This window comes from Alteromonas sp. RKMC-009, assembly GCF_003584565.2.
Taxonomy (GTDB): Bacteria; Pseudomonadota; Gammaproteobacteria; order Enterobacterales; family Alteromonadaceae; genus Alteromonas.
In genome coordinates this window covers 4,696,231-4,721,632 of record NZ_CP031010.1, presented here as the reverse complement: position 1 = coordinate 4,721,632, position 25,402 = coordinate 4,696,231, and the positions used below count along the sequence as shown (strand labels likewise).

Annotated in this window: 18 protein-coding genes; 9 read left to right on the top strand and 9 right to left on the bottom strand. The window is 49.3% G+C overall.

The features are described 5' to 3' along the window. The first annotated feature begins 30 nt into the window (after nucleotides 1-30). Complete coding sequence (locus DS731_RS20500) at nucleotides 31-3,600, top strand: FG-GAP repeat domain-containing protein (protein WP_119503056.1); 3,570 nt, start codon at nucleotides 31-33, stop codon at nucleotides 3,598-3,600. A gap of 114 nt (nucleotides 3,601-3,714) precedes the next feature. Here the strand turns inward: DS731_RS20500 and DS731_RS20495 are convergent, their stop codons facing one another. Both DS731_RS20495 and DS731_RS20490 read right to left on the bottom strand, forming a co-directional pair. Then, nucleotides 3,715-5,361, bottom strand: coding sequence for a sensor histidine kinase (locus tag DS731_RS20495; RefSeq protein ID WP_119503055.1), 1,647 nt, complete (start codon nucleotides 5,359-5,361; stop codon nucleotides 3,715-3,717). Nucleotides 5,362-5,366: 5 nt separating this feature from the next. Beyond that, nucleotides 5,367-6,149 carry a phosphate/phosphite/phosphonate ABC transporter substrate-binding protein gene (locus DS731_RS20490; protein ID WP_202980683.1) on the bottom strand — a complete coding sequence of 261 codons (783 nt, stop codon included), beginning with the start codon at nucleotides 6,147-6,149 and terminating at the stop codon, nucleotides 5,367-5,369. A 206-nt stretch (nucleotides 6,150-6,355) separates the two neighbouring features. Here DS731_RS20490 and ppiC point away from each other — a divergent pair, with 206 nt between their 5' ends. The 6 genes from ppiC (at nucleotide 6,356) to DS731_RS20460 (ending at nucleotide 12,471) form a co-directional block, all read left to right on the top strand. After that, entirely contained in the window at nucleotides 6,356-6,634 is a 279-nt protein-coding gene (ppiC, locus tag DS731_RS20485) for a peptidylprolyl isomerase PpiC (RefSeq protein WP_070123477.1), read from the top strand. Nucleotides 6,635-7,213: 579 nt separating this feature from the next. After that, a complete protein-coding gene (locus tag DS731_RS20480) occupies nucleotides 7,214-8,365 on the top strand; it encodes an NAD(P) transhydrogenase subunit alpha (protein WP_119503054.1) in 1,152 nt (383 codons plus the stop codon). A gap of 2 nt (nucleotides 8,366-8,367) precedes the next feature. Beyond that, a complete protein-coding gene (locus DS731_RS20475; protein WP_119503053.1) occupies nucleotides 8,368-8,652 on the top strand; it encodes an NAD(P) transhydrogenase subunit alpha in 285 nt (94 codons plus the stop codon). Between the two features lie 12 nt (nucleotides 8,653-8,664). Further along, nucleotides 8,665-10,053: an NAD(P)(+) transhydrogenase (Re/Si-specific) subunit beta gene (locus DS731_RS20470; RefSeq protein WP_119503052.1), complete on the top strand. Its 1,389-nt coding sequence runs from the start codon at nucleotides 8,665-8,667 to the stop codon at nucleotides 10,051-10,053. A gap of 314 nt (nucleotides 10,054-10,367) precedes the next feature. Beyond that, a complete protein-coding gene (locus DS731_RS20465; RefSeq protein ID WP_119503051.1) occupies nucleotides 10,368-11,054 on the top strand; it encodes a hypothetical protein in 687 nt (228 codons plus the stop codon). A 232-nt stretch (nucleotides 11,055-11,286) separates the two neighbouring features. After that, nucleotides 11,287-12,471: an FAD-dependent oxidoreductase gene (locus DS731_RS20460; protein ID WP_119503050.1), complete on the top strand. Its 1,185-nt coding sequence runs from the start codon at nucleotides 11,287-11,289 to the stop codon at nucleotides 12,469-12,471. A gap of 74 nt (nucleotides 12,472-12,545) precedes the next feature. Here the strand turns inward: DS731_RS20460 and DS731_RS20455 are convergent, their stop codons facing one another. From DS731_RS20455 to DS731_RS20445, 3 genes are read right to left on the bottom strand one after another with little or no spacing between them, the layout of a single operon-like run. After that, nucleotides 12,546-13,154, bottom strand: a complete 609-nt coding sequence (locus DS731_RS20455) for a Crp/Fnr family transcriptional regulator (protein ID WP_119503049.1) — start codon at nucleotides 13,152-13,154, stop codon at nucleotides 12,546-12,548. Next, the gene (locus tag DS731_RS20450; protein ID WP_119503048.1) at nucleotides 13,123-14,046 is read right to left on the bottom strand and encodes a DMT family transporter; all 924 of its coding nucleotides are present in this window, start codon (nucleotides 14,044-14,046) and stop codon (nucleotides 13,123-13,125) included. Before DS731_RS20450 ends, DS731_RS20455 begins: the two co-directional genes overlap by 32 nt. Continuing rightward, nucleotides 14,046-14,882 (bottom strand): arylamine N-acetyltransferase family protein, encoded by an 837-nt coding sequence (locus DS731_RS20445; protein WP_119503047.1) that lies wholly within the window; start codon nucleotides 14,880-14,882, stop codon nucleotides 14,046-14,048. The genes DS731_RS20450 and DS731_RS20445 overlap by 1 nt, the downstream gene beginning before the upstream one ends. A gap of 196 nt (nucleotides 14,883-15,078) precedes the next feature. Here DS731_RS20445 and DS731_RS20440 point away from each other — a divergent pair, with 196 nt between their 5' ends. Then, nucleotides 15,079-15,711, top strand: a complete 633-nt coding sequence (locus tag DS731_RS20440; RefSeq protein WP_161599193.1) for a nitroreductase family protein — start codon at nucleotides 15,079-15,081, stop codon at nucleotides 15,709-15,711. Between the two features lie 61 nt (nucleotides 15,712-15,772). On the opposite strand, the gene DS731_RS20435 is transcribed toward DS731_RS20440, so the two are convergent. From DS731_RS20435 to glpK, 3 genes are all read right to left on the bottom strand, one after another. Beyond that, a complete protein-coding gene (locus tag DS731_RS20435; protein WP_232373435.1) occupies nucleotides 15,773-18,172 on the bottom strand; it encodes a TonB-dependent receptor domain-containing protein in 2,400 nt (799 codons plus the stop codon). Nucleotides 18,173-18,549: 377 nt separating this feature from the next. Further along, on the bottom strand, nucleotides 18,550-20,148 hold the full coding sequence (locus DS731_RS20430; RefSeq protein ID WP_119503045.1) for a M28 family metallopeptidase: 1,599 nt from the start codon (nucleotides 20,146-20,148) through the stop codon (nucleotides 18,550-18,552). A gap of 108 nt (nucleotides 20,149-20,256) precedes the next feature. Further along, a complete protein-coding gene (gene glpK / locus DS731_RS20425; protein ID WP_119503044.1) occupies nucleotides 20,257-21,783 on the bottom strand; it encodes a glycerol kinase GlpK in 1,527 nt (508 codons plus the stop codon). A gap of 342 nt (nucleotides 21,784-22,125) precedes the next feature. On the opposite strand from glpK, the gene speA reads away from it, so the two are divergent. Then, nucleotides 22,126-24,042, top strand: a complete 1,917-nt coding sequence (gene speA, locus DS731_RS20420; protein ID WP_119503043.1) for a biosynthetic arginine decarboxylase — start codon at nucleotides 22,126-22,128, stop codon at nucleotides 24,040-24,042. Between the two features lie 85 nt (nucleotides 24,043-24,127). Here the strand turns inward: speA and DS731_RS20415 are convergent, their stop codons facing one another. After that, on the bottom strand, nucleotides 24,128-25,276 hold the full coding sequence (locus DS731_RS20415) for a serine hydrolase domain-containing protein (RefSeq protein WP_119503543.1): 1,149 nt from the start codon (nucleotides 25,274-25,276) through the stop codon (nucleotides 24,128-24,130). Nucleotides 25,277-25,402 lie beyond the last annotated feature (126 nt).

Here is a 25,402-nt window from a genome sequence, read left to right as displayed (position 1 = left end):
TTGTGGTATCTAAAGTTCAAGGATGAAAACATGAATAACGTTGTACGTGTCTTTTCTCTTTCTGCGTTGGCCCTCGCTGTGTCTGCATGTGGTGGCGGTGGCTCTGACAGTTCTTCCGGCGGCGGCACACAAACGCCTTCAAAAACACCTGTGCAGATCATTTCTGACGCGCAATCTCATTCCAAAGCACAGTTAACCACAGCTGCGAAAACGCAGGCTAATACACTTTATAGTGGTGAGTCCGGCAAGGCAGAGATAGATATTGCCCTGGCCCAGCATGTGTACAGTGTATTGTTTGACGACAATATTCTAACTGTGCCTGATATCGGTGAACACGATATTGAAAATGAACTCGGTAGCGACGGTTCAATTAACAGCACCCTTCAGTGTGATGAGAGCGGCACTGTGAAATATACCGGTAAGTTTGATGATAACGGTACCGGTAAGTTGTCCATGGATTTCAGCGATTGCCAGTCTTACTACAACAGCTTTGCGTTGTCCGGTGTAGCGGCGGTTTCTATTGATGTTGTCACTGACAGCAAAATGGAATACACCCTGTATTTCTCCAATCTTAACTGGGAAGACGACGTTCCGGTGTCTATGTCAGGCCTGATTACCTTTAGTGATTCATTTTCAATGCAAACCGGTGTGACGACGTCGGTCAGTGAGCAATACGTAAGTGCTACGATTGGCGATGAAAGCTATCTGATTGATGCCAGCATGACCACCAAAGATGACTGGGAGTCGCCAGAACTCCGGATTGAAGGCCGTGTCAGTGTGGGGTCTGAAGGTTATGTAGATGTGTCGCTGGATACTGACGAGCTGGATATGCCGTATTTTTACGGCAGTACCGTTGTGTATAACGACGGTGAAGCACAGCTGAAGTTCTTGCAGGGTATGGTGATGTACACGCAGGATCTCGACAATGACGGCGAGGCGGATGCCGGTAAGTACTTCGAAAGTGTATACGGCTTCGTCACAACACCGGTGAGTGATACTGATTTATATAATCTCGCTGAAATCTCTCTGACACCTTATGTTGAGTCGCCTTATCTGCAAAATTCTGAAGGGCTGTCTGTGGCACAGGAAATTGTTGTGCTGCCCGGAAATTATTACGACCTCGATACTCCGGATGAAGATCTGACGGTCAGTTACAACTGGTATCTGAACGGCAGGTTACTTGAAGGCGTTCACGGCAACACGCTGCCTGCATACTCAGTGACTGTTGATCAGTGGATTGAAGTATCAATGGTAGTGTCTGACTCAATCAACACGGTGGAATCCTATCCCATCAGCATCTTTGTGGAAGATACACCTGCCGTTGTTACGGTAAGCAATGTGCCAGAAAATGTCCGTGCCGGCGATACCATTACTTTTTCATTATCACTGACAGATGCAGATGTACCGGGCAATGAAAACCTGGCAGCACTGGCGAGCGCACCGGAGGGAGCAACGTTAGCTTCGAATGGTACTGTAACGTGGGTTGTACCGGACAATCAGCTTTTCAGTCAGATGGTGTACACCTTCGGTGTGAGCAACAGTCAGAACCCGAACAATACTATCGAGGAATACTTTGATGTGACGGTGAGCGCTGATGAAGCGCAGCCGTTGTTCCGTTCCGGCATGGAAGTGCCTCACCGGAATAATTCCCAGTGGGTGGCCGATTTTGATGGCGACGGTAGCAATGAATTGTTGGGAACAGACAATGGCTCACGGGTATTTTTACTGACGTTGGTTGATGGTAAATATCAACAGAAATGGGCATATCCCTATGCGCTGTCGGATGAACAGAATATTCAGCAGGTATTGCCCGCAGATATGGACCAGGACGGTACACCTGAAATTTTAGTTATCACTGAAAAAACCTTCTGGCTGATTGATGATTTAACTAAAGATGCACGGGTTTTACTGGAAACCGACGATTATTTCAGTGAAGCGTTACTGGCTGATACTGACAACGACGGCGTCAATGAACTGATTTATTCTGTTAAGAATGCTAATTACGACGCCAGTGAAACAACCATTTTTGTGAGTGAATTGGGAAGTGAGCTGGTCACAACGCTCAGTTTCAGTACGAACAATTTTCAGACAATTGCTGCCGGTAATGTAGATGCCGATAGTAGTATGGAGCTGATTATGAACACCGGTCTGGTGTACGACCTGACCACTGGTGCGAATGAATGGTTTTTCGGCTCCGGATTTGGTAGTTCGTTTGTTACAGTTGGCGACCTCAACGGGAATGGTATCGATGAGATCATTGGTGCCGGTGCCTGGGATGCGCTTTACGTGTATTCCGCTGTTGATAAGTCTCAGCTGGCGTCATTGTCCCTTGACGATACCTGCGATATGCATGCATACAATCTCTACGATGATGCGACAGATGAGATCGTGGTGAGTGATTGTCAGTGGGGCAATGTAACTGCGTATTCTCTGAACGGCAGTAATCAGCTGGATACAGTATGGCAGGTCGGGCTGCAGGATCACGGTTCCTCATCGCTGACTATGGGTGATATCGACAACGACGGCAGTGCGGAAATTTTATGGGGGTCAGGCACCAGCAGTTCCGGTGCAGACCGCCTGATCACTGCGGACTACACTGCCGGTGGTGCAACGGTAAAAGAAAATACCACCGGTGTTCAGCTTGACCATTTCTATGCTGCGGGCTGGTCTGAAATCACTTCCGGTGATGAGCGCGCCGTGTTCTTTGTGCCCAGCACTGAAAGCGGTTATGACGGCTCCGTTATCGTTACGCTTACCGGCGATGGCACTATAACAGTGGGTGAAGAGCTTTCTACCAACTGGGACCACAGTACTCAGGCGGTGACAACTGATTTCAATAACGATGGAGCAGGGGATATTTTCCTGCCACTGACTTCCCTGTATGACGGCGCATTCGGTGCAGTGCAGTTAAGCGATATGTCTGTTCAGTATTCCGTGGACGGTGACTATGACAGCACTATCGGCAAGATTATGGCCATAGATGTCAACGGCGACGGCTATGAGGATGCGGTCTATCAGGACGGCTCGGCGATTAAGGTTGTCGACATTCAGAATCAGCTGCTGGTGGCATCGTATACGAGCCCTCAGGGAGTCAGTGATTTTGACGTGGTATTTATTGATGATGTACTGAATCTGGTCGTGACCAGCGGTTACCAAAAGGTACAGTTACTGACGCTGGGAAGTAATGCATTTATCACCGGCAGCTCGTATGACATTGAATGTCCGCAGGTACTGTTTACCGGCGGTGAAAACAGCCGTCAGTTTGTTTGTTCCGGTGGTAACGACGAGGAAATGAACATGCTGGCATTTTCTGACAGTGGTGTGGAACTGGTGGCGGAATACAACTTCCCGTTTGAGATCACCGGTATGATTGTGGACCCTGTTACCACGTCTAACATTCTGGTAGTAACCGGTGATGACAGCAGTTGGTACAGCTCTCATTCTGTTCTGCGCAGCATTGCAACCAATGGCAATATTGTCTGGTCCGGTCCGAAGTTGAACGGCAGAGCAGGCAAAGGGGCACTGCGTGCCCGACGCTCCGAATCCGGCGATTTAGAAGTTATGCTTGGTACGTCAGCAGGGATGTACTTGATCCACTGATTGATGAGGGCGCTCGGGTGAATTCAGTTACCTGTTTTCACCTGAGTTCAGATCATCCCGGCAGTGAGGAAGTTGCCACGGTTATTCCGCGAACCCTGCCGGAGCGCTCCTGCTTTATGCTGCGCCGTAAACAGGTAAGGTCAGCGTAAATTCGGTACCGGTATAGAGCTCACTTTCAACGCTGAGCATTCCTTCGTGTTCTCTTGCTATTTCATACGAAATGGAAAGGCCCAGGCCAGTGCCTGTATCTTCGTCTTTGGTGGTGAAGAAAGGATTGAATATCTTCTGCAGGTTTTCGTCTGAAATCCCGCAGCCATTGTCACGGACGATAAGTTCTACGGTTCCGTTACTGTTTGCTCTGGTGCGCACTTCCAGCTTACCCCGCCGTCCCGTTTCTTCAATCGCCTGCGCGGCGTTAATCAGCAGGTTAGTAATAACCTGAGAAATTTTGCCAACGTTCATCATAACGCGGGGCAATTCGTCGTAGTTAATGTCTACATCGCAGGCATATTTTAGCTTGTTGTTCACCAGCGCTAATGTGGTTTTCACACAGTTATTCAAATCAAAAAGTTGCTTCTGATCTGTGTCGATTCTGGAAAATTGTTTAAGGCTGCTGACAATTTCTTCCACTCTCTGTAAACCGTGTTCAGATTCTTTGATGAGATGAGAAACGTCATTACTTATGAAGTCCAGTGACTGGTAAGCCTGAGAATTCTTCAATGCAGCTAATTTTTCCAGCGCAACTTCATTGGTAGGTGCTTGTGTGACTTCCATTAGATCTCTGTACAGTATTTCAAAGCTGGCTAAATACTCTTTCAGCGTGTCGAGGTTACTGCTGACAAAGCCCACAGGGTTATTGATTTCGTGAGCGACGCCGGCAGCAAGCTGGCCCACTGACGACATCTTTTCTGCCTGAAGTAATTGCTGCTGGGTTTCTTTCAGCGATTTGTTTGACTGCGACAGCTCTTCATTTTTTCTGTTTAATTCATTGGTGCGTTCGCGGACTCTGTATTCCAGAGACTGATTCAGGTTATGTATGGCATTTTCCGCTTCGGCTCTGCGGATATGCTCTTCTTCAAGATGCGAGATTAAATGATTGAATACCGTTGCTAACTCTTCGAGTTCGTCATTGGTACGCACATTTACCTTAATATCTTCATATTTGTTTTCTTTTGAAGCCTGAATGAGCCTGCGGGCACCCTGCTGAAGAATGTTGATCTGCTTAGTCAGATAACTTCCGAGAAAATAGGAAAACAGCGCAACGAGAACCATTTCAATGACTGCGATGGTATAAGCCCACTGCTGAATGTCGCTCAGCGACGCTTTCACCGCTGCAATATCAATTCCAAGGTCAATATAACCGTACAAGGTATCATCAACCATGATCGGGCGGCGGATGTCGTAAATCCCGTCACTGGCCAGGCTGACAGACGTATCGGCCTGAAAGTCTGAGTTCAGTGATTGTTCGTTGCCACCTGATGCGAAGACTCTGCCGGAGGTATCAGTTATTTTGACGTAATGAATATCTGAATCGGTAAGCAGTTCGTTGACATCAGCCTCAATGCCGGCCAGATCGAAGGACAAAAATGCGTTTTTAGTCGTTGAATAAAACAGGTTAGCCGTTGTATTCGCACGCTTTACCACCGCATCGTTAACCAGGTTGGTCAGCAGGTTAAAGGTTGTTGTCAGCAGCAGTGCAAGCAATGTGGCCTCTATTAAAGCCACACCCAGTATTGTTTTTAATTTTAATGATATTCGCATAGGAACTACGGGTTCTCTTGCTGCAGTAAGTCTATGTTCAGCACCCGGATGTCATCCCAGTCTGCAGAAAATGCTTCCGAGAATCCTTTCATTTTGAGACTGTTTAATGCGTCACTGCCTTTTCCTCCGGGATTCATGGTTGTGAGAACATTCAGTAGTTGTCCGCGAACTTCCTCTGACAGCCGGGGATGCGTTGCTATGGCGTGTGGCGTATAAGCAGGGCTTGCCCAGAGCACTTTCAGGTTCTTTTTAACGTCGTCGTCTGTGGCTTGCAGAGACCGGTAAATCCCGCCTCCGGCCTTAAAGAATCCCCTCTTTACATTCAGATATACGGAATCGTGGGAATGCACATAAACGGGTGTAAAGTTAATGCCTTCTTTTTGCATGGTCGCACGGGGGATAATACTGGCGGCAAAGGCGGCCGGGGCCGGAAAGGCGATTTTGGTGCCATTAAGATCAGACAATTCTGTAAAAGGACTGTCACGGGTTACAACGATGATGCCCTGAATGGTTTGGTCTTTCTGGCGGACCAGCGCGCGGTAACCGGGATTTTTCTGAAAAACGACAAAGTGATAAGGGTTCATGTAAGCAATGTCGTATTTGCCTTCTGACAGTGCTTTTTCAAATGTCGGAATATCTTTCGCGGTTTCAAAGTGAAAAGTGTGTCCGGTCTCAGACCCGATATAGCTGAGCAAAGGTTGCCACGCCTCAGCGAGCTTTTTCGGCGAGTGCTGCGGAACAATGCCCACAGAAAAGGACTCAGCAGCAGCGGAATGTGATATGAGCATTAATAAAATTCCAACGACCCGCCTGCTCAACAATTCAGACATGTTTTTTCTTCTCCCGCCCCGTAACGTCAACTCGTGCCGTCATCACCATCGTCTTTCTGTAATTCTATAACAAAATATGATGATAGGGCATTGTGTGCAGAAATGCCTTTTTCGCCCGGCTTTCGTTATAATTCTCTGCATCACTTTTTATAAGAACATCTGTTATGGCTACCGCATCTGCTCTTCATATTCTGGTTAAGACCGAAAAAGAAGCCCTTTCCATTCTTGAACAACTGAAGAAAGGCAAAGACTTTGCCACACTGGCAAAGAAACATTCAACGTGTCCGTCGGGAAAGCGGGGCGGAGATTTAGGTGAATTTCGCCGCGGACAGATGGTGAAACAATTTGATGACGTAGTGTTTAAAAAAGAAGTGCTTAAAGTGCACGGACCGGTAAAAACAAAGTTCGGCTATCACCTGATCAAAACCTTGTACCGCAGCTGATTACAATTCAGGGTCTTCCCGAACGGGAAGATTGTCTATTCTCTCAGGCGGCTATCACATAATAAGTGCAGACGCACCATTCATGAGCAAAATGCTGAACCACAGGTGTGCATTTTGTTTGACAGTTGGTTGTTTTTTGTTCTCCTCTGATCTGTTTCGTGTCATTTTCCCTATCTAAAAGTTCCACAATTGAATGCTTTTATTGATTCTGTGAATGAGCATTATCTCGTCAATCATTTCACTTATTAGCGTAATCATAAATAGTTTGTTCACATCATAGACTTAGATATAGTCAAATTTTTATATAGCATAACTTGTTGTATTTAATAATTTTCCGTTCTTTAATCTCAAATTTTTCATTCGTTAGTGTGTTTAAAATTTCTAAATATACAGGGAAGTTTGGCTAAACATTCAGCGCTAACTGACCCCTTGTATATTCTTTTTTGATATAAATATGCATATTGCCACCGGTGGCAATAGATATTAGATTTGGTTAACAATAAAAATTATAAATTAACAATGCGAGCACGCATGTGTTCGGATCATGAGTCTCAGTATCCCGTGCCTGAGGAGAACACATTGAAAGTACTGATATTAAATGAAGGACTCGAACAACAAGGTCACACAGAGAAGCGATGTGCGGTTTCGCCATCCAGTGTGAAGCGAATGGTGAAGCGAGGTATGACCGTGGTCATGCAACAGGGCGCTGGTGTTCTGTCAGGTTATGCGGACACAGAGTTTACTGAAGCTGGTGCCATGGTGGTTGAAGATGCCGGCGCTGCGCTTGAGGAAACGGATGCGTTATTGTGCGTGAATCGTCCTGCAGAAGCGGTGTATGCCCGTCTGAAACCGGCTGCCCTGGTGATTGGACACATTGACCCCTTTTTCCAGCAGGAATTAGTGGAATCACTGGCGGCGAAGAAACTGACCACATTGTCGGTAGAAATGATCCCGCGCTCTTCCCGCGCCCAGAAAATGGATGCGCTGAGTTCGCAGGCGAGCCTGGCTGGCTATGTCATGGTGATGCAGGCAGCTACGCATCTGCCGGGCATTCTGCCAATGATGATGACACCTTCGGGCACCATCAAGCCGGCGAAAGTTTACATTATCGGTGCTGGCGTTGCCGGTCTGCAGGCCATTGCAACTGCAAAGCGCTTAGGTGCCAACGTACTGGCATACGATACGCGCCCGGTGGTAGCCGAGCAGGTTGAGTCGCTGGGCGGTAAGTTCCTGAAAATTGATTTGGGTGAAACCGGCCAGACGAAAGACGGCTATGCCAAAGAGCTCACTGAAGAACAAAAGCAGAAGCAGCAGGATGCCCAGCGCGATGCCATTGCTGATTCTGACATTGTGATTACCACAGCGCAGTTGTTCGGACGCCGTCCGCCGCAGTTGATCAGCAAAGATACCCTTGCGCTGATGCGTCCGGGTAGTGTGGTTGTCGATATGGCTGCCACATCCGGTGGCAACGTGGAAGGCTCTGAAGCCGGCAAAGTGGTTACCGTGAACGGTGTCACTGTTATTGGTACCGGCAACTGGAGTCAGGCTGTGGCGAAAGACGCCACCGACATGTATGCCAACAACGTGTACAACCTGCTGGATGAATTTTTTGATGATGAATCGAAGCAATTCAACCTTAATCTTGAGGATGAGATCCTGGCAGGCTGCGTGATCACCCACGACGGGCAAATCACCAACGACATGCTTACAAACGCTTATCAGGGGGCCTGATCATGGAAAATATCTATTTGATTTTTATTGTGCTGCTGGCGGCATTTTTAGGCTTCGAGCTTATCCGTAAAGTCCCTGCCACATTGCACACGCCGCTGATGTCGGGCTCTAACGCGATTTCTGGCATTACCCTTGTTGGCGCGCTGGTGGCATCCGGTGCTGACAACGACGTGCTTACCACTGTACTGGGTACCGCTGCGGTGGCACTGGCAAGCATTAACGTGGTGGGGGGTTACCTGGTAACCGACCGCATGCTTGGCATGTTTAAAAAGAAAGACAAGAAGTAAGGGGTCAGGAAGATGGAATCTGTAGCATTGATTATCAATCTGGCTTACGTACTGGCTGCCGGACTGTTTATTACCGGACTTAAATTACTGAGTCATCCTTCTACTGCCAGAAAAGGTAACCTGGTGTCTGCGGTGGGTATGCTGGTGGCGGTGGTGGTGACACTGCTTGATCATCAAATCATTTCCTACCACTGGATATTACTGGGCTTTGTAATTGGCGGCGCTTACGGTGCCTGGAAAGCTAAGTCGGTGGAAATGACGCAAATGCCGGAAATGGTGTCGTTATTTAACGGCTTCGGTGGTCTGGCATCGCTGTTGCTGGGCTGGGCGACTATCAGTCAGCTGGCCACGTTTGGCTTCATGGGGGCCACGCACTTTGTGCTGATCACGGTGATTCTCACGATTCTGATCGGTGGTGTTACGTTCTCTGGCTCGGTGATTGCCTGGGGCAAGCTGTCTGGCCGTATGGGGGCCAAAGCGGTTATTTTCACCGGTTTGCGTGAACTTAGTATTGCTCATCTGATTGGTTTTGTGGTGGTAGGTTATTTGTTCGTTACCGATCCGACGAATCTGATGTGGTTGTACGTGACTATCGCACTGGCGCTCAGCTTCGGTGTACTGGCGACCATTTCAATTGGTGGTGCCGACATGCCGGTAGTGATTGCACTGTTAAACAGTTACTCGGGTGTGGCAGCATCTGCGGCTGGTCTGGCGGTGGGCAACACGATTCTGATTGTTACTGGTCTGCTGGTTGGTGCATCGGGTTTGATCCTCACTAACATCATGTGTAAGGCGATGAACCGCTCGCTGATGAATGTACTGCTGTCAGGCTTCTCTAAGCCTGTGGAAGCGGCAGAGAAAATCGAAGGCGAAGTGAAAATCATGGCGGCGCAGGATGCATTCTATGTATTAGAAGCGGCTCAGGCTGTGCTGGTGATCCCGGGCTATGGTATGGCGGTTGCTCAGGCGCAACACGCGGTGCGTGAACTGCAAACCTTGCTGGAAGAAAACGGCTGTACGGTGGAATACGCTATTCACCCTGTAGCGGGCCGGATGCCTGGTCACATGAACGTACTGCTGGCAGAAGCGGATGTGCCTTACGATCAGCTGTATGAAATGGATGATGTGAATCCGCGTATGGAAAACTACGACGTAGCGATTGTTATTGGTGCTAATGACGTAGTAAACCCTGCTGCGAAAGAGATGAAAGGCAGCCCGATTTACGGCATGCCGGTAATCGAAGCTTATCGTGCAAAAACTGTGTTTGTACTGAAGCGCTCAGCGAACGCAGGCTTTGCCGGCGTCGATAACCCGCTGTTCTTCAAAGACAACACAAGAATGGTACTGGGTGACGCCAAAGACACCATCAACACCATCATCCGCGAATTCGGCGACGACTAAACGCTTTCGTTCGAAGGTGAGCCCTCCGGGATGGGAGTGGAGCTGTGTTTTCAAACACGCTGTAAACCCATCCCTGGGAGCTCGACAGCCGCGTTCCTGCGGCTGACGGTTTGGAAACGGAAGAGGACTTAACCGCTGTCGGGGCACACTTTGTCTTGCAGCCACCAGAACACACTTCAAGCCCATCCCAGTCTCACTTTTCCCATCAACTTCCTGTGAATATTGTAAGAAACGCGTAAGTCCTGAGACTCCTGTGCTGGATGGCGGTCAATGAAATAACACCGTGACATTGTTCAGAACTGGCAGGGGGCGAGATGATCATTTCTCACAAGTACCGCTTTATCTTTATCAAAACCCGTAAGACGGCGGGGAGAAGTATTGAAACTTATTTATCCTCTTTGTGTGATTGCCGGGATGTGTTTACGCCGGTTTTCCCGCCTGAACCGGGCCACCGGCCGCGTAATTATAAGCGTCGCTGGGATATCCGGTCTGAGTTGGGAGCTGCCGGGTACGCCGGCAAAGTACAGGCTGTGCTGGACTGGCTTGGGAAGCGTCCTTTCCGGAATCACTCTACGGCAGCGGAGATTAAAGCCAGGGTCAATCCGGAAATCTGGCGGGATTACACGACGTTCTGTGTAGACAGAAATCCATGGGAGAAAACGGTATCGCACTACAATACCTGCAGGCATTACCGGAATCCGCCGGGCGACTTTGAAGATTACTTGTCACGGGCAGAATACTGTTTTAACTACCCTAGCTACTGTGACCGTTCCGGGAATGTGCTGGTCGACAGGGTGTTGCATTATGAAAACCTGGAAGATGAACTGGCGGATCTGTTTGCCGCTCTGGGTGTGCCTTTCAGAAGGGGCGTGATTACTAACGCCGGCAGGATAGTCCGGCAGAGCAAACCGGATTACCGGGAGATATATACGGACAAACAGAAGGCCTTGATTGAGCATGTATTTTCGCGGGAAATCGTATTGAACGGTTACCGGTTTTGATTTCCACTGCCGGCAATAAGCTTGAGGTTCGCAGTCATTGCGTCTGGCGGAGACGCGGTTTAATGCTCTGATTATCGTCATTTACCGGAAATTCAGGGCAAAAGTATTGCATGTTATTTAATCAAAGAGATATGCTGGCATTTAAGCTGGCAAAGAACAGCATGCTCTAAATTTCAGATATATTTCAATTCATTATCAATCTATTCCCGGGACACGTTAATTTGGAGCAGCTATGCAAAGAAGACGTTTTCTACAGGGATCTGCAGGTTTAGCATCAAGTGTTGCACTTGGCGCATGTGTGTCGTCCTCCCAATCTTCATCAGGTAAATTACACACCGGTTTAACGGTACAGATGCCACCACTTAAGCGCATTGAAGCCCGTCCTGACCGCATTATCACTATGAATGTGTGCACACGGCCATTTCGCGCTCAGGGGCCGAGAATTGAACTTGAAAAGGCGGGTGCAAAGTCGATTGTTCATAACTACGGGCACGGCGGCAGTGGCTGGTCACTGTCCTGGGGGACCGCTGTACTGGCGGAATCACTGGTCGCTGAGGCAATGAACAAGGAGGTTGCGGTTATCGGCTGTGGTGCAATTGGCTTAACCACCGCGATCCAATGTCAGCGTGCGGGCTACAAGGTTAAAATCTACGCCAAAGAACGTCCGCCTTATGTGCGCTCGTCATTTGCAACGGGGATCTGGTCGCCGGACTCCCGTATTGTAGATTTGGCGCATGCGGATTCGTTTGCACAAAAATGGGAAATGATGGCAAGAATTTCCTTTCGCCGGTACCAGACTCTGTTAGGGCTCACCGGTACGCCGGTGGAATGGACGACTATATTCCGTGCTTCAGATACGCCATTTTCAGAAACGGGGCACTACGAGGCGAAAGGAGAGCCTGCGTATCCGACTTTTGAACGGGATCTCATTGGTGATATTACGCCACGCTCGTGGGATATCCCGGCTCACATGAATCCGTTCCCGGTACGTTACGTTCGTCGTTACCCGTTACTGATGTTTAATATCAGCGAGTATTCACGGGTACTGATGAGCGAATTTATTCAAAATGGCGGTGAAATTGTGACGCGGGAACTGACCAGCCCGTCTGACTTTGCCAACTTCGATGAGAATACGCTGGTAAATTGCACAGGTTACGGTGCCAGGGCCTTATTGGGTGATGACAGTATCACGCCGGTCCGGGGACAAACCTGTAAGCTCATCCCGCAGCCGGAAGTGAAGTACGGCATTCAGTATTTCAATAAGCATGTTTCCGTTTATCCACGGCGCGACGGCTTACTGGTGCAGGCGGGTGGTGACCATGACTTTGGTAATCCGGCAGCTAATATCGATCCTGAAGAGTCGCTGAGCGCAGTGGCGCGCCTTGCAGATTTCATCGCCGCCATGAAAACGGTGTGATCTTATCCTCTTGTCCGAAAAGCGTGCAAAGAGAGCGTAACGGTGAAGGTCAGCAGGTGACCACTTCACCGCTGTCAGATGGTTTTCTCACGGGATTCACTGTCATTCAATCTGGCGCGGATGCGGCTTAATGCTACCGGCGTTATTCCCAGATAAGACGCAATTTGTTGTTTGGTGAGTACGTTGTTCAGCTCGGGGAAATCACTGCAAAAAGACACGTAGCGGTGTGTTGCTGAGTGCTTCACCATCATGCTTTCTTTTTCTTCCTTACTGATAAAAATATCGGTAAGGAACAGCGCATAAGCCTGCATAAACGCCAGGTTATTTTTCATACTTTCAAAGAAAGATGGCCAGTGAAACGAAATGGCCACTGAGTCCTGCAGTGCTTCTATGGAAAATTGAGCCGGTAAACCCATTGTCATTGCGCGGGTCGAACCAACGATTCTGGGGGCTTTAGCCAGCGTCTGGGTATACTCCTTTCCCTCCTCTGACACACTGTAATACCGCACCAGACCGGTGTTAAGAAAATAAACTCTGGTTGAACAGTCACCTTGTCTGAATAAGGTTTCACCTTTGGGAAGTACATGTACTTCCGGCGTTAAGTTTAAGCCCGACCAGTCTATGCCGGACTGATAATGTCCGAAGAAATCCTCAAGCTGTTTTCTCAGGCAAGCTTTGTCCATTTGCGGCTCCCTTATGATTAAAACCGTTGTCGATCAGCACTAACGCAATGACAACCAGGCTACTGCCAGCAACAAACCCGGGCGATAACAATAACGCTACCGGTGCGTTGATATTTTCATAGCAGGCCACCCAGACCGGAATGGTATAACTGATCCCGAGCAGACACCGCGCACCGCCCTGCGCCACAATACGCTGTTGCAGTACAAACGTTAAGAGTGTGGTACCGATCGTAAGGTAACCGGTCATCTGCCAGAAGGGGACGGCTAGCCATTGCACCTGAGACAAGCCTCCGGCAAGCAGTGTGAAGGGTAACAACCATAAGGTGCCGGCGAACATGATACGGTATGCGCCGCCAAATGCGGTGTACTGACCAAACCAACGCTGTACAGATACAACATGTATTGCGAGCAGAATACATCCTGCCAGATAAATCGCATCCCCTGAATGCCATACCAGCCCGCCGTTGCGTGTAGCCAGCAACACGATAATAGCGCCGGCTGCGCCGCACAGGTAGCCGAACCACTGACGGGAGGTGGTACGGATGGAAAAAATGAGTCCGGTAAGTGCGCCGAGAAACGGAACGAAGGTGTACATCACCGATGTATTCAAGGATGTTGTGGTCTTCAGAGCGGTAAACAGGCAAACAAAGAATCCGGTCAGACTCCCGCTGACTATGGCTAGTTGCGCACCCGCTTTCATTGACGAGATTAACGGGGCGGGGTGACTTCTGCGGCCGGCAATATAAAACGGGGTCATTATGAGTAAGGCCAGCAGAAACCGCAGAAATGTCACCGGTAGTGGTGAGGCATAAGCGGTCACCTGTGCAGAGACAACAAAAGAGGATGCCATCAACCACGACCAGAGAATAGCCGGAAGCAACGGAGACTTCATCAGGATTGCTCCGGTGCAGCGGGTTGCCCGTCCTGATGTAAATGCGGTTGCACATAGCGCTCAAATAAAAAGTGGCATATTGCGGTATCCACCGGCAGTATGAAAACACGCTGCAGAATGTGGGTGAGTTGCTCTGCTGATGTCACCCGGGTTTCTTCTTGTCGCCCCTGAAATGTGCTGGTCAGGGTATGATTAATCAGCGCATGAGTTTGATCAGGTTTGTTGATACTGACCACTAAATTATTGACAAAAACAGCCTGCGGATGGGCGATGGAATATAAGTGGCCAGCGGTGCAATCCGCTTCCGAATAGACGGCGGAGTCAATACGGTAGAGCACGAAGGGGCAGCCTTCTTTAATCAACACCACGTCGTATTCTCCGTTGGGGAGTGGTTTAATTGTGTATTGCCTGTTTCCGGCCTGCTGAATACCCTGTTCACTCAATTTAAGTGGCGCCTGAGGAACGGACGCTCCGAATCCGCAGTCAATCAGATAGTCTTCACCGTCGAGGGTTACCAGTGTTACCCGGTGAGTACGGGGTACATCGCGGATATGATTATTGAAGACGCGCCCCATCACCAGCCGGGTGTCGTAACCCAGCGAATCCAGACAATGCATAACCAGTTTATTGTGCTCAAAGCAGAAGCCGCCGGCTTTACGTGTCACCAGTTTGTGGAGAATGGCGCTGAGCTCCAGTGACAGAGTCTCACGGAGCAAAACACCGGTATTGTTGAACGAATAAGTGGCGACGTGACGTTCAATCAGTTTAATGAGGAAATCAACATCCGGTGTTTCCGGCGGGGTTAAACTGAGTTGTGAAAGATAGACATCGAACATTGTGAAGTACCTGTTTAAAGAGAGTAAGCCGTACTCTAAGGTATCTTTCAGATGATGAAATTAACCGGTGTTAAGTGTAACGAAATAAACACGGCTGCCATTCAAAACAAATTTCCGTGTTTTTAACTAATGTTAATTTCATCTTGTCGCTAACCGGTTAAAGTAGCCCCATCATCTACTTTACGGAGACATATCTGTGAGCTTAATTCCTGCACTTTCCCAACGCTTTTCGTTAAAACAATTTTCGTCACAAAAAGTCAGTGATGAGGACATCAACGGTATGACTGAAGCGGCCCGTCTGTCGGTGTCTGCCTTTGGCCTGCAACCTTACCGTCTTATTGTGATTGACGACAGAGACACGCTGAATGCACTGGCAGCGCACACCTTTGGTCAGACTCAGCTGCCAAGCTGTTCTCATTTGTTTATTTTTGCCAACGAAACTGAGATTACTGACAAAACGGTGGATGCATACTTTGACCGCATTTATTCTCAGACCAGTGCGGAAGCAGGTAGTCAGGCGGGCTACGCCGATTACATTAAGTCTTACTATGCGGGTCAGACACCTGAGCAAAAAGTACAGGTAGCGCAGCAGCAAGCTTTCATTGCACTGGGTTCGCTGATTGCTGAAGGAGCACTTCGTGGTGTGGACACCTGCCCGATGACAGGATTTAGTCCTGCCGGAATTAACAAGGCACTGGGGCTCACTGAGCGCGGACTGAATGCCTGTGTCATATGCGCGGCCGGTTACCGCCTTGAAGATGCTGTGGTGCCTGAGAAGGTTCGGGTGCCGGCAGATGAATTTACGCTGCGCGGTTTAGAAGCCGTTTAAAAAAGAATGGCCGGTATTGAAGGATACCGGCCATTTTGTTTTACGTTAGTGATGTTTTACATCAGAACTTCACGTTAACGCCTACCCACAGGTTACGGGCGCGGTCTTTGATGTTGTAGTCGTCGAGGAATACGACTTCACTTACCACACCACGACCGGTGAGATACTCGTAACTGCCGTCACCATTCAAATCGTTGTATTCAGTGGTGTAAGAAGTGAAATCTTCGTCCAGCAGGTTGTTGATACGGGCATTAACCGACACGTATTCAGTAATACGGTAGCGGGCACCCAGTGTCATCAGCTGATAGTTTTTGTAGTACAGCGGTTTATCCAGCGTGCTGTCCCAGCCACGGTAGCGGTCTGAACGGATTTGCGACTGCAGATAAACACTGAAGTCTTCGGTCATATCCCAGTTTACGGTAATGTTCGCCATGTGCTCTGCAGTGTTGGTCAGAGGCTGTCCGGCTTCAGGACCACTTTTCTGTTCGCTGTCCGTCCAGGTGTAGTTAGCGGTAACGAACCACTCCGGGCTGATCTGTACGCGGCCGGCCATTTCAATACCTTGCAAATCAACTTTATCAATGTTGATTTTCTGGCTGTAAGTCTGATAACCCAGCTGGTCGTAATCACCTAAGTTAACACAAGGGCGCACGCCGCCGGTGACTTCACAACTGTAAACCGTATCACCGCTGGCAATTTTGTCTTCAAACTGTGTATTGAAGTAAGTCAGGTTGAAGTTATGGCCTGCATCGCTGTTCCAGTAAACAGCAATTTCACTGTTTACACTGGTTTCAGGTTGTAAGTCAGGGTTACCTGCGAACGGTGAGGTACCCTGGCCACCGAAACCGGTGATACCGTCGTAAAGATCTGTGGTGTTCGGCGTTTTATAACCGGTGCTCACACCACCTTTAACGGTCCAGTTATCATTGAATGTGTAAACCGCATAAATACGCGGAGAAACCTGACTGCCAAAGACGTCATGCTCGTCATAACGGGCACCGGCCGTCAGTGTCAGATAGTCATTCGGGCTCCAGTTGTCTTCTGCAAACAACGACCACATTTTTTGTTCCTGAACACCACCGGCATTGCTGTCTTCCAGGCCGAATACGCCGTCCAGCAGTTCCCCGTCGATTACCTGACCGCCAAGCACGATATTGTGGTCGCCCATAACATCTGTCACAGGAATATCGACGCGCACATCAAGCGTATACTGGCTGCTTTCCAGCGGACGCTCCGGACGCGGCAGGAAAGTATCTTCTGCCAGTGCTTTACGCTCTTCTTCTGTCATGCCTTCGTAAGCACCTGTACCGTCATACATTTCCTGCAGTAATAAACGTTCTGCTACGCTCAACGGTAACGTACGGCCATCGTTTGTCGTGTCTACGTGAGACAAGGCCACCATTGATGAGAAGCCGTCAAACTGGCCCTGGTGAGTCACCGACCACCACTCACGGTTGAACTCCTGATCCGCAGCGTAACCGGCGCGGGGATTAACCACACCACGACGATCTGCCCAGATAGACTCAATGTTATCTTTGGTACCCAGCGGGTAAGAAATTTCACCGGTATCGATGTTGTAAGTCGGGGTGTTGTCGTAGGTTTGATTCGAGTTGTCGTAATCAAACTTGAAGCTCTGGTTTTCAAACGGTGTGAAGAAAAGTGTAAAACCAAACTGTTTGCTGTCGCTGTCTACGGTTTTACCGCCGCTGCCGAAGCCCAGTTCACGGATATGGATATCGCCGTTGGGGTCCACATCAGGTGCAAATTCAGGGTTGGATGCCTGACGCTCGTACATGCTGCCCCGAACACCCAGTGTCAGCAAATCTTTGATCAGCGGGCCTTGTGCAAAAAAGTCAGTGGTGATGTCGTCACCGAACTGGTCGTCAGTCTGAATGCTGCGGCCAAAGTTGATAGAGCCGGTCCAGTCTTCAGATCGTTTTTTGGTGATGACGTTGATTACGCCGCCCAGTGCATCGGCACCGTAAAGAGTAGAAGCCGGACCACGGATCACTTCGATCCGCTCAATTGCTTCCATTGGTGGTACGTGTCCGAACGCGTTACCGCCGAAGTTATTCGGGTAGATATCACCGTGGTTGTTCATTCGAACGCCGTCAATCAACAGCAGCGTATATTCGCCGGTAAGACCACGCATACTGACCGTGCCCTGACCGGTTTTGTCGCGGGTAGTTCCGATATCAATACCTTCCTGAAATTGCACGGCATCCAGCAGCGTAATGAACTGACGTGACTGTAAGTCTTCCTGAGAAATAACAGAAATACTGGCCGGTGCTTCTGTCAGTTTTTGTTCGAAGCCGGTCGCTGAAATAACAATGTGTTCGATATCGCTGCCGTCCGGTGTTGCCGGCGCTTCATCCTGTGCAAAAGAAGCGGTATGAAAAAGAGAGGCAATGATGGCAGAGGCGAGCATGGTATAACGTGTTTTTACAGTTCCAGGTTTCATTGAGTCATATCCCGATTGGCGGTAAATAAATAATCCGTAATATAAAAATCGGGACGGAGTCTACCAAAGGGATTATATGAATGCGAAACATTATTATTCGCTTTTAGTCTAGTATTTTTACGTATCTTTGCGTTTCTTTGCTTTCAATGTTGTGTTTTGAATGAAAAAAGCGCAATTTTGTTGCTCTCATGCTGAATGGGGATTTCATTAAAATAATCTAATGAGTTGAAAGGTAGTGAATGTGAACTCTTTGCAGTGAAAGGCTTTTAGTGAAAGACTTTATCCGGCAAAAATTACCGGCAGGAGGTAGTTAAGCGTGGATTAGGGAAGATAGACAGGCGCTCAGGTATCACCGTAAGCGCCTGTGATAAGGCGGGTTATTGTTTAGACGCTTCCCGGGCCGCTTTAAAGTCGGACTCACCGGTCCATTCCGGCCAGTCGCCGTTATTCGCCAGTTGCGCCATAATTTGACCAATCAGATCCAAATCCTGCTCTACGCCACCTAAATCCCATTCCGGCAGGTAGTCGTCGGCTGCTTTGTGATAGCGCTGTGCAATAAACGACGGGTCAGTGTCTCCCAGGCTCATGAACAGGTAAGACGGAATACCCTGTTTTGCCGCTGCAAAGTGATCTGAACGGAAGAACAAACCATTTTGCGGGCGGGGATCCGGTTTCACGAAACGGCCCTGTGATTTGGCTACTTTCGCCACATAATCTTCCAGTTCCGACAACCCTTCGCCGTACTGAAGAATATAGTCGGTGGCTTTATTCACGTTCATGCCGTCAATGTTCAGAAAGGCCACTATATTTTCAGCCGGCACCGGCGGGTTCAGTGAAAAGTGCTCAGCCCCAATCAGGCCGGTTTCTTCGGCAGTAAACGCGCCGAACATCATGGTTCTGCCATTGGGACGCTTCTCGCTCATTCCTTTCATTACGCGGGCCAGGCTCAATACGCCGGCAACACCTGAAGCATTGTCTACGGCACCGTTTAAGATCACTTCCTTGCCATTTTCAGTGCCTTTTCCTAAACCATCCCAGTGTGCGTGCAGGGCAACCCACTCATCCGGGGCAGTGTGCCCTGGCAGGATACCGGCAACATTCTGCGACTCCGCCATTTCGAATGTGCTGTGCAGTTTAAGTGTGGCTTTAGCATTTAAGTCTATGGCTTTGAAACCCGGTGCTGAGGCTTTTGCTTTCATTTCCCGGTAGTTAAGTCCCGCTGCTTCAAATACTTTTTGTGCAGCGCGCAGATGCATCCAGCCCATCACACCGACTTTTGACTGGTTATTATTGTCATCAATTAACGAGTATTTGGTGGTGGTGCCGCCAGCCTGTACGACTCCCCAGCCGTAACCCGCCGGCATGGTTTCATGCACAATGAATACGGCTTCAGCACCCTGACGGGCAGCTTCTTCGTATTTGTAAGTCCAGCGGCCATAGTAGGTCATGGCATTACCGTTAAAGAAGTCTTTGCGTTGTGAGGCGAAACCGGGGTCATTAACCAGCACGATAACGGTTTTACCTTTTACATCAACGTCCGCGTAGTCATTCCAGTGGTATTCCGGCGCGTTAATACCGTATCCCACAAACACAACGTCGTCATTCAGCGTGATATCAGCAGATATGCGCTCGGTACGGGCCACAAACTCAGCCCCGTTTTCGAAAGCCTGATCGCCGATGGTCAGTGTCATATCCTGGTCAGCACTGATTTTCGCCAGCGGGACCTTCTGGATGTAACTGTCGCCGAATGCCGGAGCGAGCCCGATATTCTTAAACTGTGTGACCAGATAGTCGATGGTTTTCTGCTCACCGTCAGAAAGTGGGGCGCGGCCTTCAAAGGCATCACTGGCCAGAATTTTTACATCTTCACGATATTTATTCAGATTCACCGCTTCACCCACAGGAGAAACCGGTGTGGCGCCAAAAGCGCCGGTGGCAGTAAGAAGTGCACTGCCGAAAAAGAGCTGTTTTAACATGATTCCGGGAAATATTGTCTTTATAAGAGGAGACCAACACTACGCAAATCCCCTGTTTTGTACAAGCAGGAACAGGCTAACGGAGCAATGGTATAGACAAATGCTAATTTATTCCGTTAACAGACTCTCTGCTTCTGCCATCATCAGCGTGGCTTTCACCGCTGCCTGCCAGCGGGCTTTACGTTTTACTCTTAAGGCATTGTTTGCCGCAGGCGTAAATGCAGAATCGCAGGGGTTCATACCTGCAAATGCATGTAAATCTGATTGCCATCCGGCTTGCAGAGCGGCCAGAAATGCAGCACCCAGCGCGGTGGTCTCCATGATTTCGGGCCGGTTCACCGGAATGTCCAGCGTGTCGGCAAGAAACTGACAGAACCAGCTGTTTTGTACCATGCCCCCATCCACGTTTATTGCCGTCGTGCATATGCCGTCACTGTGTATCGCGTCAACCAGATCCTGTGTCTGGTAAGCCACGGATTCCAGCGTCGCGCGAACAATATGGGCATCAGTGGAACCACGGGTTAAACCGTAAATCGCGCCCCGCGCCATCGGCTCCCAGTAAGGTGCGCCCAGACCGGTAAACGCCGGTACCACCACAACCTGATGGTCATCTTCTACCTGACTGGCTAGTGCTTCTGAGTCTGCCGCATGCTTAAGAATACAGAGACTGTCCCGGAGCCATTGCACCGCCGCGCCAGCCACAAAGATTGATCCTTCCATGGCATAACAGGCTTGACCGTTAATGGTGTAGGCTACGGTAGTCAGTAAATTCTGGCCGGAAAATACCGGTGAGTCGCCGGAATTCACCAGCGCGAAACATCCGGTACCGAAGGTTGTCTTTGCTTCTCCGGACTGAAAACACCCCTGACCAATCAGCGCAGCCTGCTGATCGCCTGCCACGCCATAAACCGGCAACGCGCAGCCGAACTCGCTTTCATCAATACAGCCAAAATCACCGGCGCAGTCTTTCACTTCGGGAAGCATTGAAGCGGGCACACCGAATACATCCAGTAACTCGTCATCCCAGGCCAGAGTATTGATATTAAAAAGGTTTGTGCGACTGGCGTTAGTAGTGTCGGTAAGGTGGTGTTTTCCGCCGGTTAAACGCCAGATAAGGAAGCTGTCTATGGTACCAAAAGCCAGTTCGCCCTTATCTGCTTTTTCCTGTGCACCCTCCACGTTATCCAGAATCCAGCGGATTTTAGTGGCAGAAAAATAGGGGTCGCAGCGAAGGCCCGTGCGCTTATGCAGCCATTCTTCTTTGTCTTTCATTTTGTTGCATTGGGATGCTGTGCGCCGGTCCTGCCATACAATGGCCGGATATATCGCTTCTCCGGACTGTCTGTCCCAAACCACGGTAGTTTCCCGCTGATTCACCAGGCCAATACCGGCAACGTGATAGCCTTTCTTGTCACTGAACGTCAGGGCTTCTTTCACAGTATTCAGCGTGGTTTGCCAGATATCTTCCGGATTGTGCTCGACCCAACCGGGTTTCGGATAATGCTGGGGGTATTCTTCCTGCGCTGTGAAGACCGGTGAAAATTGCCCGTCAAACACGATTGTGCGGGTGGATGTGGTGCCCTGATCAATGGTTAAAATGGCGGGGCGTTGCGGATTATCTGCAGGGGCACTCATGCTACTTTCCTCTTGTTATGTCTGACAGGCTTACGCTGAGCCTTTTCTATAACAATAGCTTACGGATGAGAACGGGAAAGCGATTTTTCTTAACATTTGCGCTTCAGAGAAATGTCGGTATGGTGAGAGACCGGCAGTTTGTTTTTTGGTCTGCAGCCAGCGTGCATTGCCTCATAATGCCAGTGAATAGATATTCGTTTTTTGTGACATAAAATTATGACGATTTTCATAGCACTGACTTACAAGACGATTATAATGGCGCTCCAAAATATGACGAATAATCCACAACTCGCCTTGTCCAGTATCTGAGACAGGGCGTTTGATTTTTTAAGGTGAAAACAATTGGCTGAGTGGAGCATCGAAGAAGCGGAAAAATTGTACGGCGTCTCACGTTGGGGCGGCGGTTACTTTACCATTGGTGACAACGGTAACGTGCATGTTACTCCTGTCCCCTCTGATCCCAGTATTCGAATTGATTTTAAAGCGGTAATTGACGAAATCCGCGAAGAAGGCGTGCAGTTTCCTGTGGTTGTACGATTCCACGATGTGCTGCGTTCGCAGGTTGCGAATTTAAACACTATCTTCCGCAATACCATTGCCGAGGCGGAATATAACGGTGAATACCAGGGCGTTTATCCGGTAAAAGTAAACCAGATGCGCGAAGTTGTAGAGGAAATCGTTGATGCCGGCGAACCTTTTAATTACGGCCTGGAAGCCGGCTCTAAAGCCGAGTTAATCACCGTACTGGCGCTGAATACTAACGAAGATTCACTGACCGTACTGAACGGCTATAAAGACGAAGAGTTCATGAAGCTTGCTCTGCTTGGCCGTAAGCTGGGTCGTCGAATTGTTGTGGTGATTGAGAAGTATTCAGAACTCACGTTGCTGGTTAAAACAGCTAAAGAGCTGAATATCGACCCGATAATCGGTATGCGCTCAAAAATGACCGTTAAAGGCCGGGGCAAGTGGGAAAGCTCCGGTGGTGAAAGAGCCAAATTCGGCCTGACCATCGCTGAAATCTTAAAAGCAGCCCGCTTCCTGCGGGATGAAGGTATGGAGCATTGCTTCAAGCTGCTGCATTTCCATATCGGCAGCCAGTTAACAGACATCCGTTCTGTAAAAGAAGCCATGACCGAAGGCGCACGGATATACGCTGAACTGCACAAGTTAGGATTCCCGCTGGATTATGTTGATGTGGGTGGTGGCTTAGGTATCGATTACGATGGCAGTGCATCAACCAATGAATCATCCCGTAACTACAACATGCAGGAATATGTTTCTGATGTTGTATACGGCATGAAAGAAGTGTGCGACCTGGAAGGCGTGCCGCATCCGAACCTGGTAAGCGAAAGTGGCCGGGCGATTACTGCGCACCACAGCTGCGTAATTACTGAAATCGTGGGTGAAATCCGTTCAGATATGGCAGAAGTGGATGTGACTCCGGTAGAAGGTGAGCATGTATTTGTCAGCAATATCCGTGAGCTGTCAGAAACCTTCGATGAACAGAAGAACATGCAGGAAGTGTTTAACGATGCTTCCCAGTGGAAAGAGCAGGCAATGGATGCGTTTAAATTGCGCGTACTGACTCTGGACGAACTGGGTAAAATCGAAACCCTGTACTGGCGCATTATGACGCGCCTGAAGGCTCACTATTCCACTGCGGAGTACGTACCGGAGGAAATTCAGGGTCTGGATTACAGCTTGTCTTCCCAGTATCTGGCTAACTTCTCGGTATTTCAGTCAGCGGCGGATACATGGGCGATCGATCAGCTGTTGCCTGTCGTGCCGGTAACACGCATGGACGAGAAGCCGGAGGTTAACTGTTCGCTGGTGGATATTACCTGTGACAGTGACGGTAAGATTGACCAGTTCACGGCAGGCCGCGAAATCACCGATATTCTGCCTATGCACAAGCTGAAGAAAGACGAGCCTTATTACGTTGGTCTGTTCCTGACCGGAGCGTACCAGGACGTAATGGGCGACATGCACAATCTGTTCGGTCGTCTGAACGAAGTGCATATCTTCAGCTACGACGATGATCCGCAAGACTTCTACATCGAGGAAGTGGTAAAAGGATCGTCGGTGCAGGATGTTCTGGAAATCATGCAGTACAACCCCCGCGCCATGGCGTCTGATGTGAAACGTATGATTGACCGTCAGATTTCAAGCGGCAACTTAAACCCCCGTGAAGCGGTGAAATGGACTGACTTCTACGAAAATTGTTTAAGTGGTTACACGTACATGAAAACCCGCTCGTAAACAGCGGGGCATTTTAAGTAGATAAAGAAAAGGCAATGTTCCGGTGAACATTGCCTTTTTTGTGAATATTTCTTTTTTCTTAGTGTTACTGGCCGGCTGCCGGCCTGGCTTCTTCTGTCTGTGCGAGCGCTCTCTTCTCATCAGCCTGCTCAAAGTAGCGGTCCCAGAACTCCGCTGTGGTGGAGTTAATCATGTTGGACTCGGCGTTCATCAGCATTACATAGCCGGCTTTGTATTCCGGTGAGAACGCCACATCAGCGCGGTAACCTTTTACCCAGCCACTGTGATAATTCAGGCGTTTGCCGTCAAAGTCGTAAATTCGCCAGCCTTTTCCGTACCATGCGCTGTTAAGATGCTCCCGCCAGCCGCGACGGTAAACTTCGCGGGTGGTTTTCACCACCGGCGTGGTTATTTCTTCAATCAGCTCCGGCGGCACAACAGTGGGGAATTCCCCCAGCATAGCCTGCAGATAGATGGTCATGTCTTTAATACTGGCGTTAACACCTGCTGCCGGTGCGAACCGGTAGTAATTGCTTTCAACCATGCCCTCACGCCACTTATCGCGGGCAATGGCAATGTGCGGTCTGGCCCAGCTTTCTGATGCCATGAGTGCAGCTTTGCCGGCACTGGCCGTTTTCATTCCGAGGGGAATAAACACCTGTTCATCCAACTGACGGTGATAAGACGTATTTTGCATACCGAGATAATAGGCAATCGCTCCGAACATGGCGTTCTGGTAGGTATAGCAGGCACCCGGAGCACACAACGGGTCGAGAATGGCGAGTTGTTGCAACACCCGCTCCAGTGAGTAGTCGGCCTCTATTAAATTATCATAGGCGTTGGGCATAAAGCCGCTGGACTGACTGACAATGTGCTGTAGTTGCAGCGTATCCATGCCCTGTCCGGTGAAAGGAATATCCGGTACCAGTTCGCTTACCGGCATGTCCCAGCGCATCTTCCCCTGCTGTACCAGCTTTGCAGTGAGCAGGGCGGTAAAAGATTTCGATACAGATGCGAGCCGGAATACCGTATCGCCGTCAATCATCTCACCGTTTTTCTTTGTGCGGCCGAACACGTAGACCTTGGGCGTTTCCCCTTGCTGATAATACACAAAGGCATAGCCCGGCACGTTGTATTTAATGGCTTCCCGCTTCACATAGCGGGCATAGTCGTCCAGCCAGGCTTCATTTGCAGCCACGGCGACAACACATGAACACGCCAGCATCAATGCCATGCATGCGCGGATAACCAATTTTGACAGGCCTGTAGACAAGTAAAACTCCGTCGTTTTATATGACAATTTCGTTCCGTGAAACTGCGCTATTATTTGCGCAGTATTATGCGTACGGGCAAAGATTTT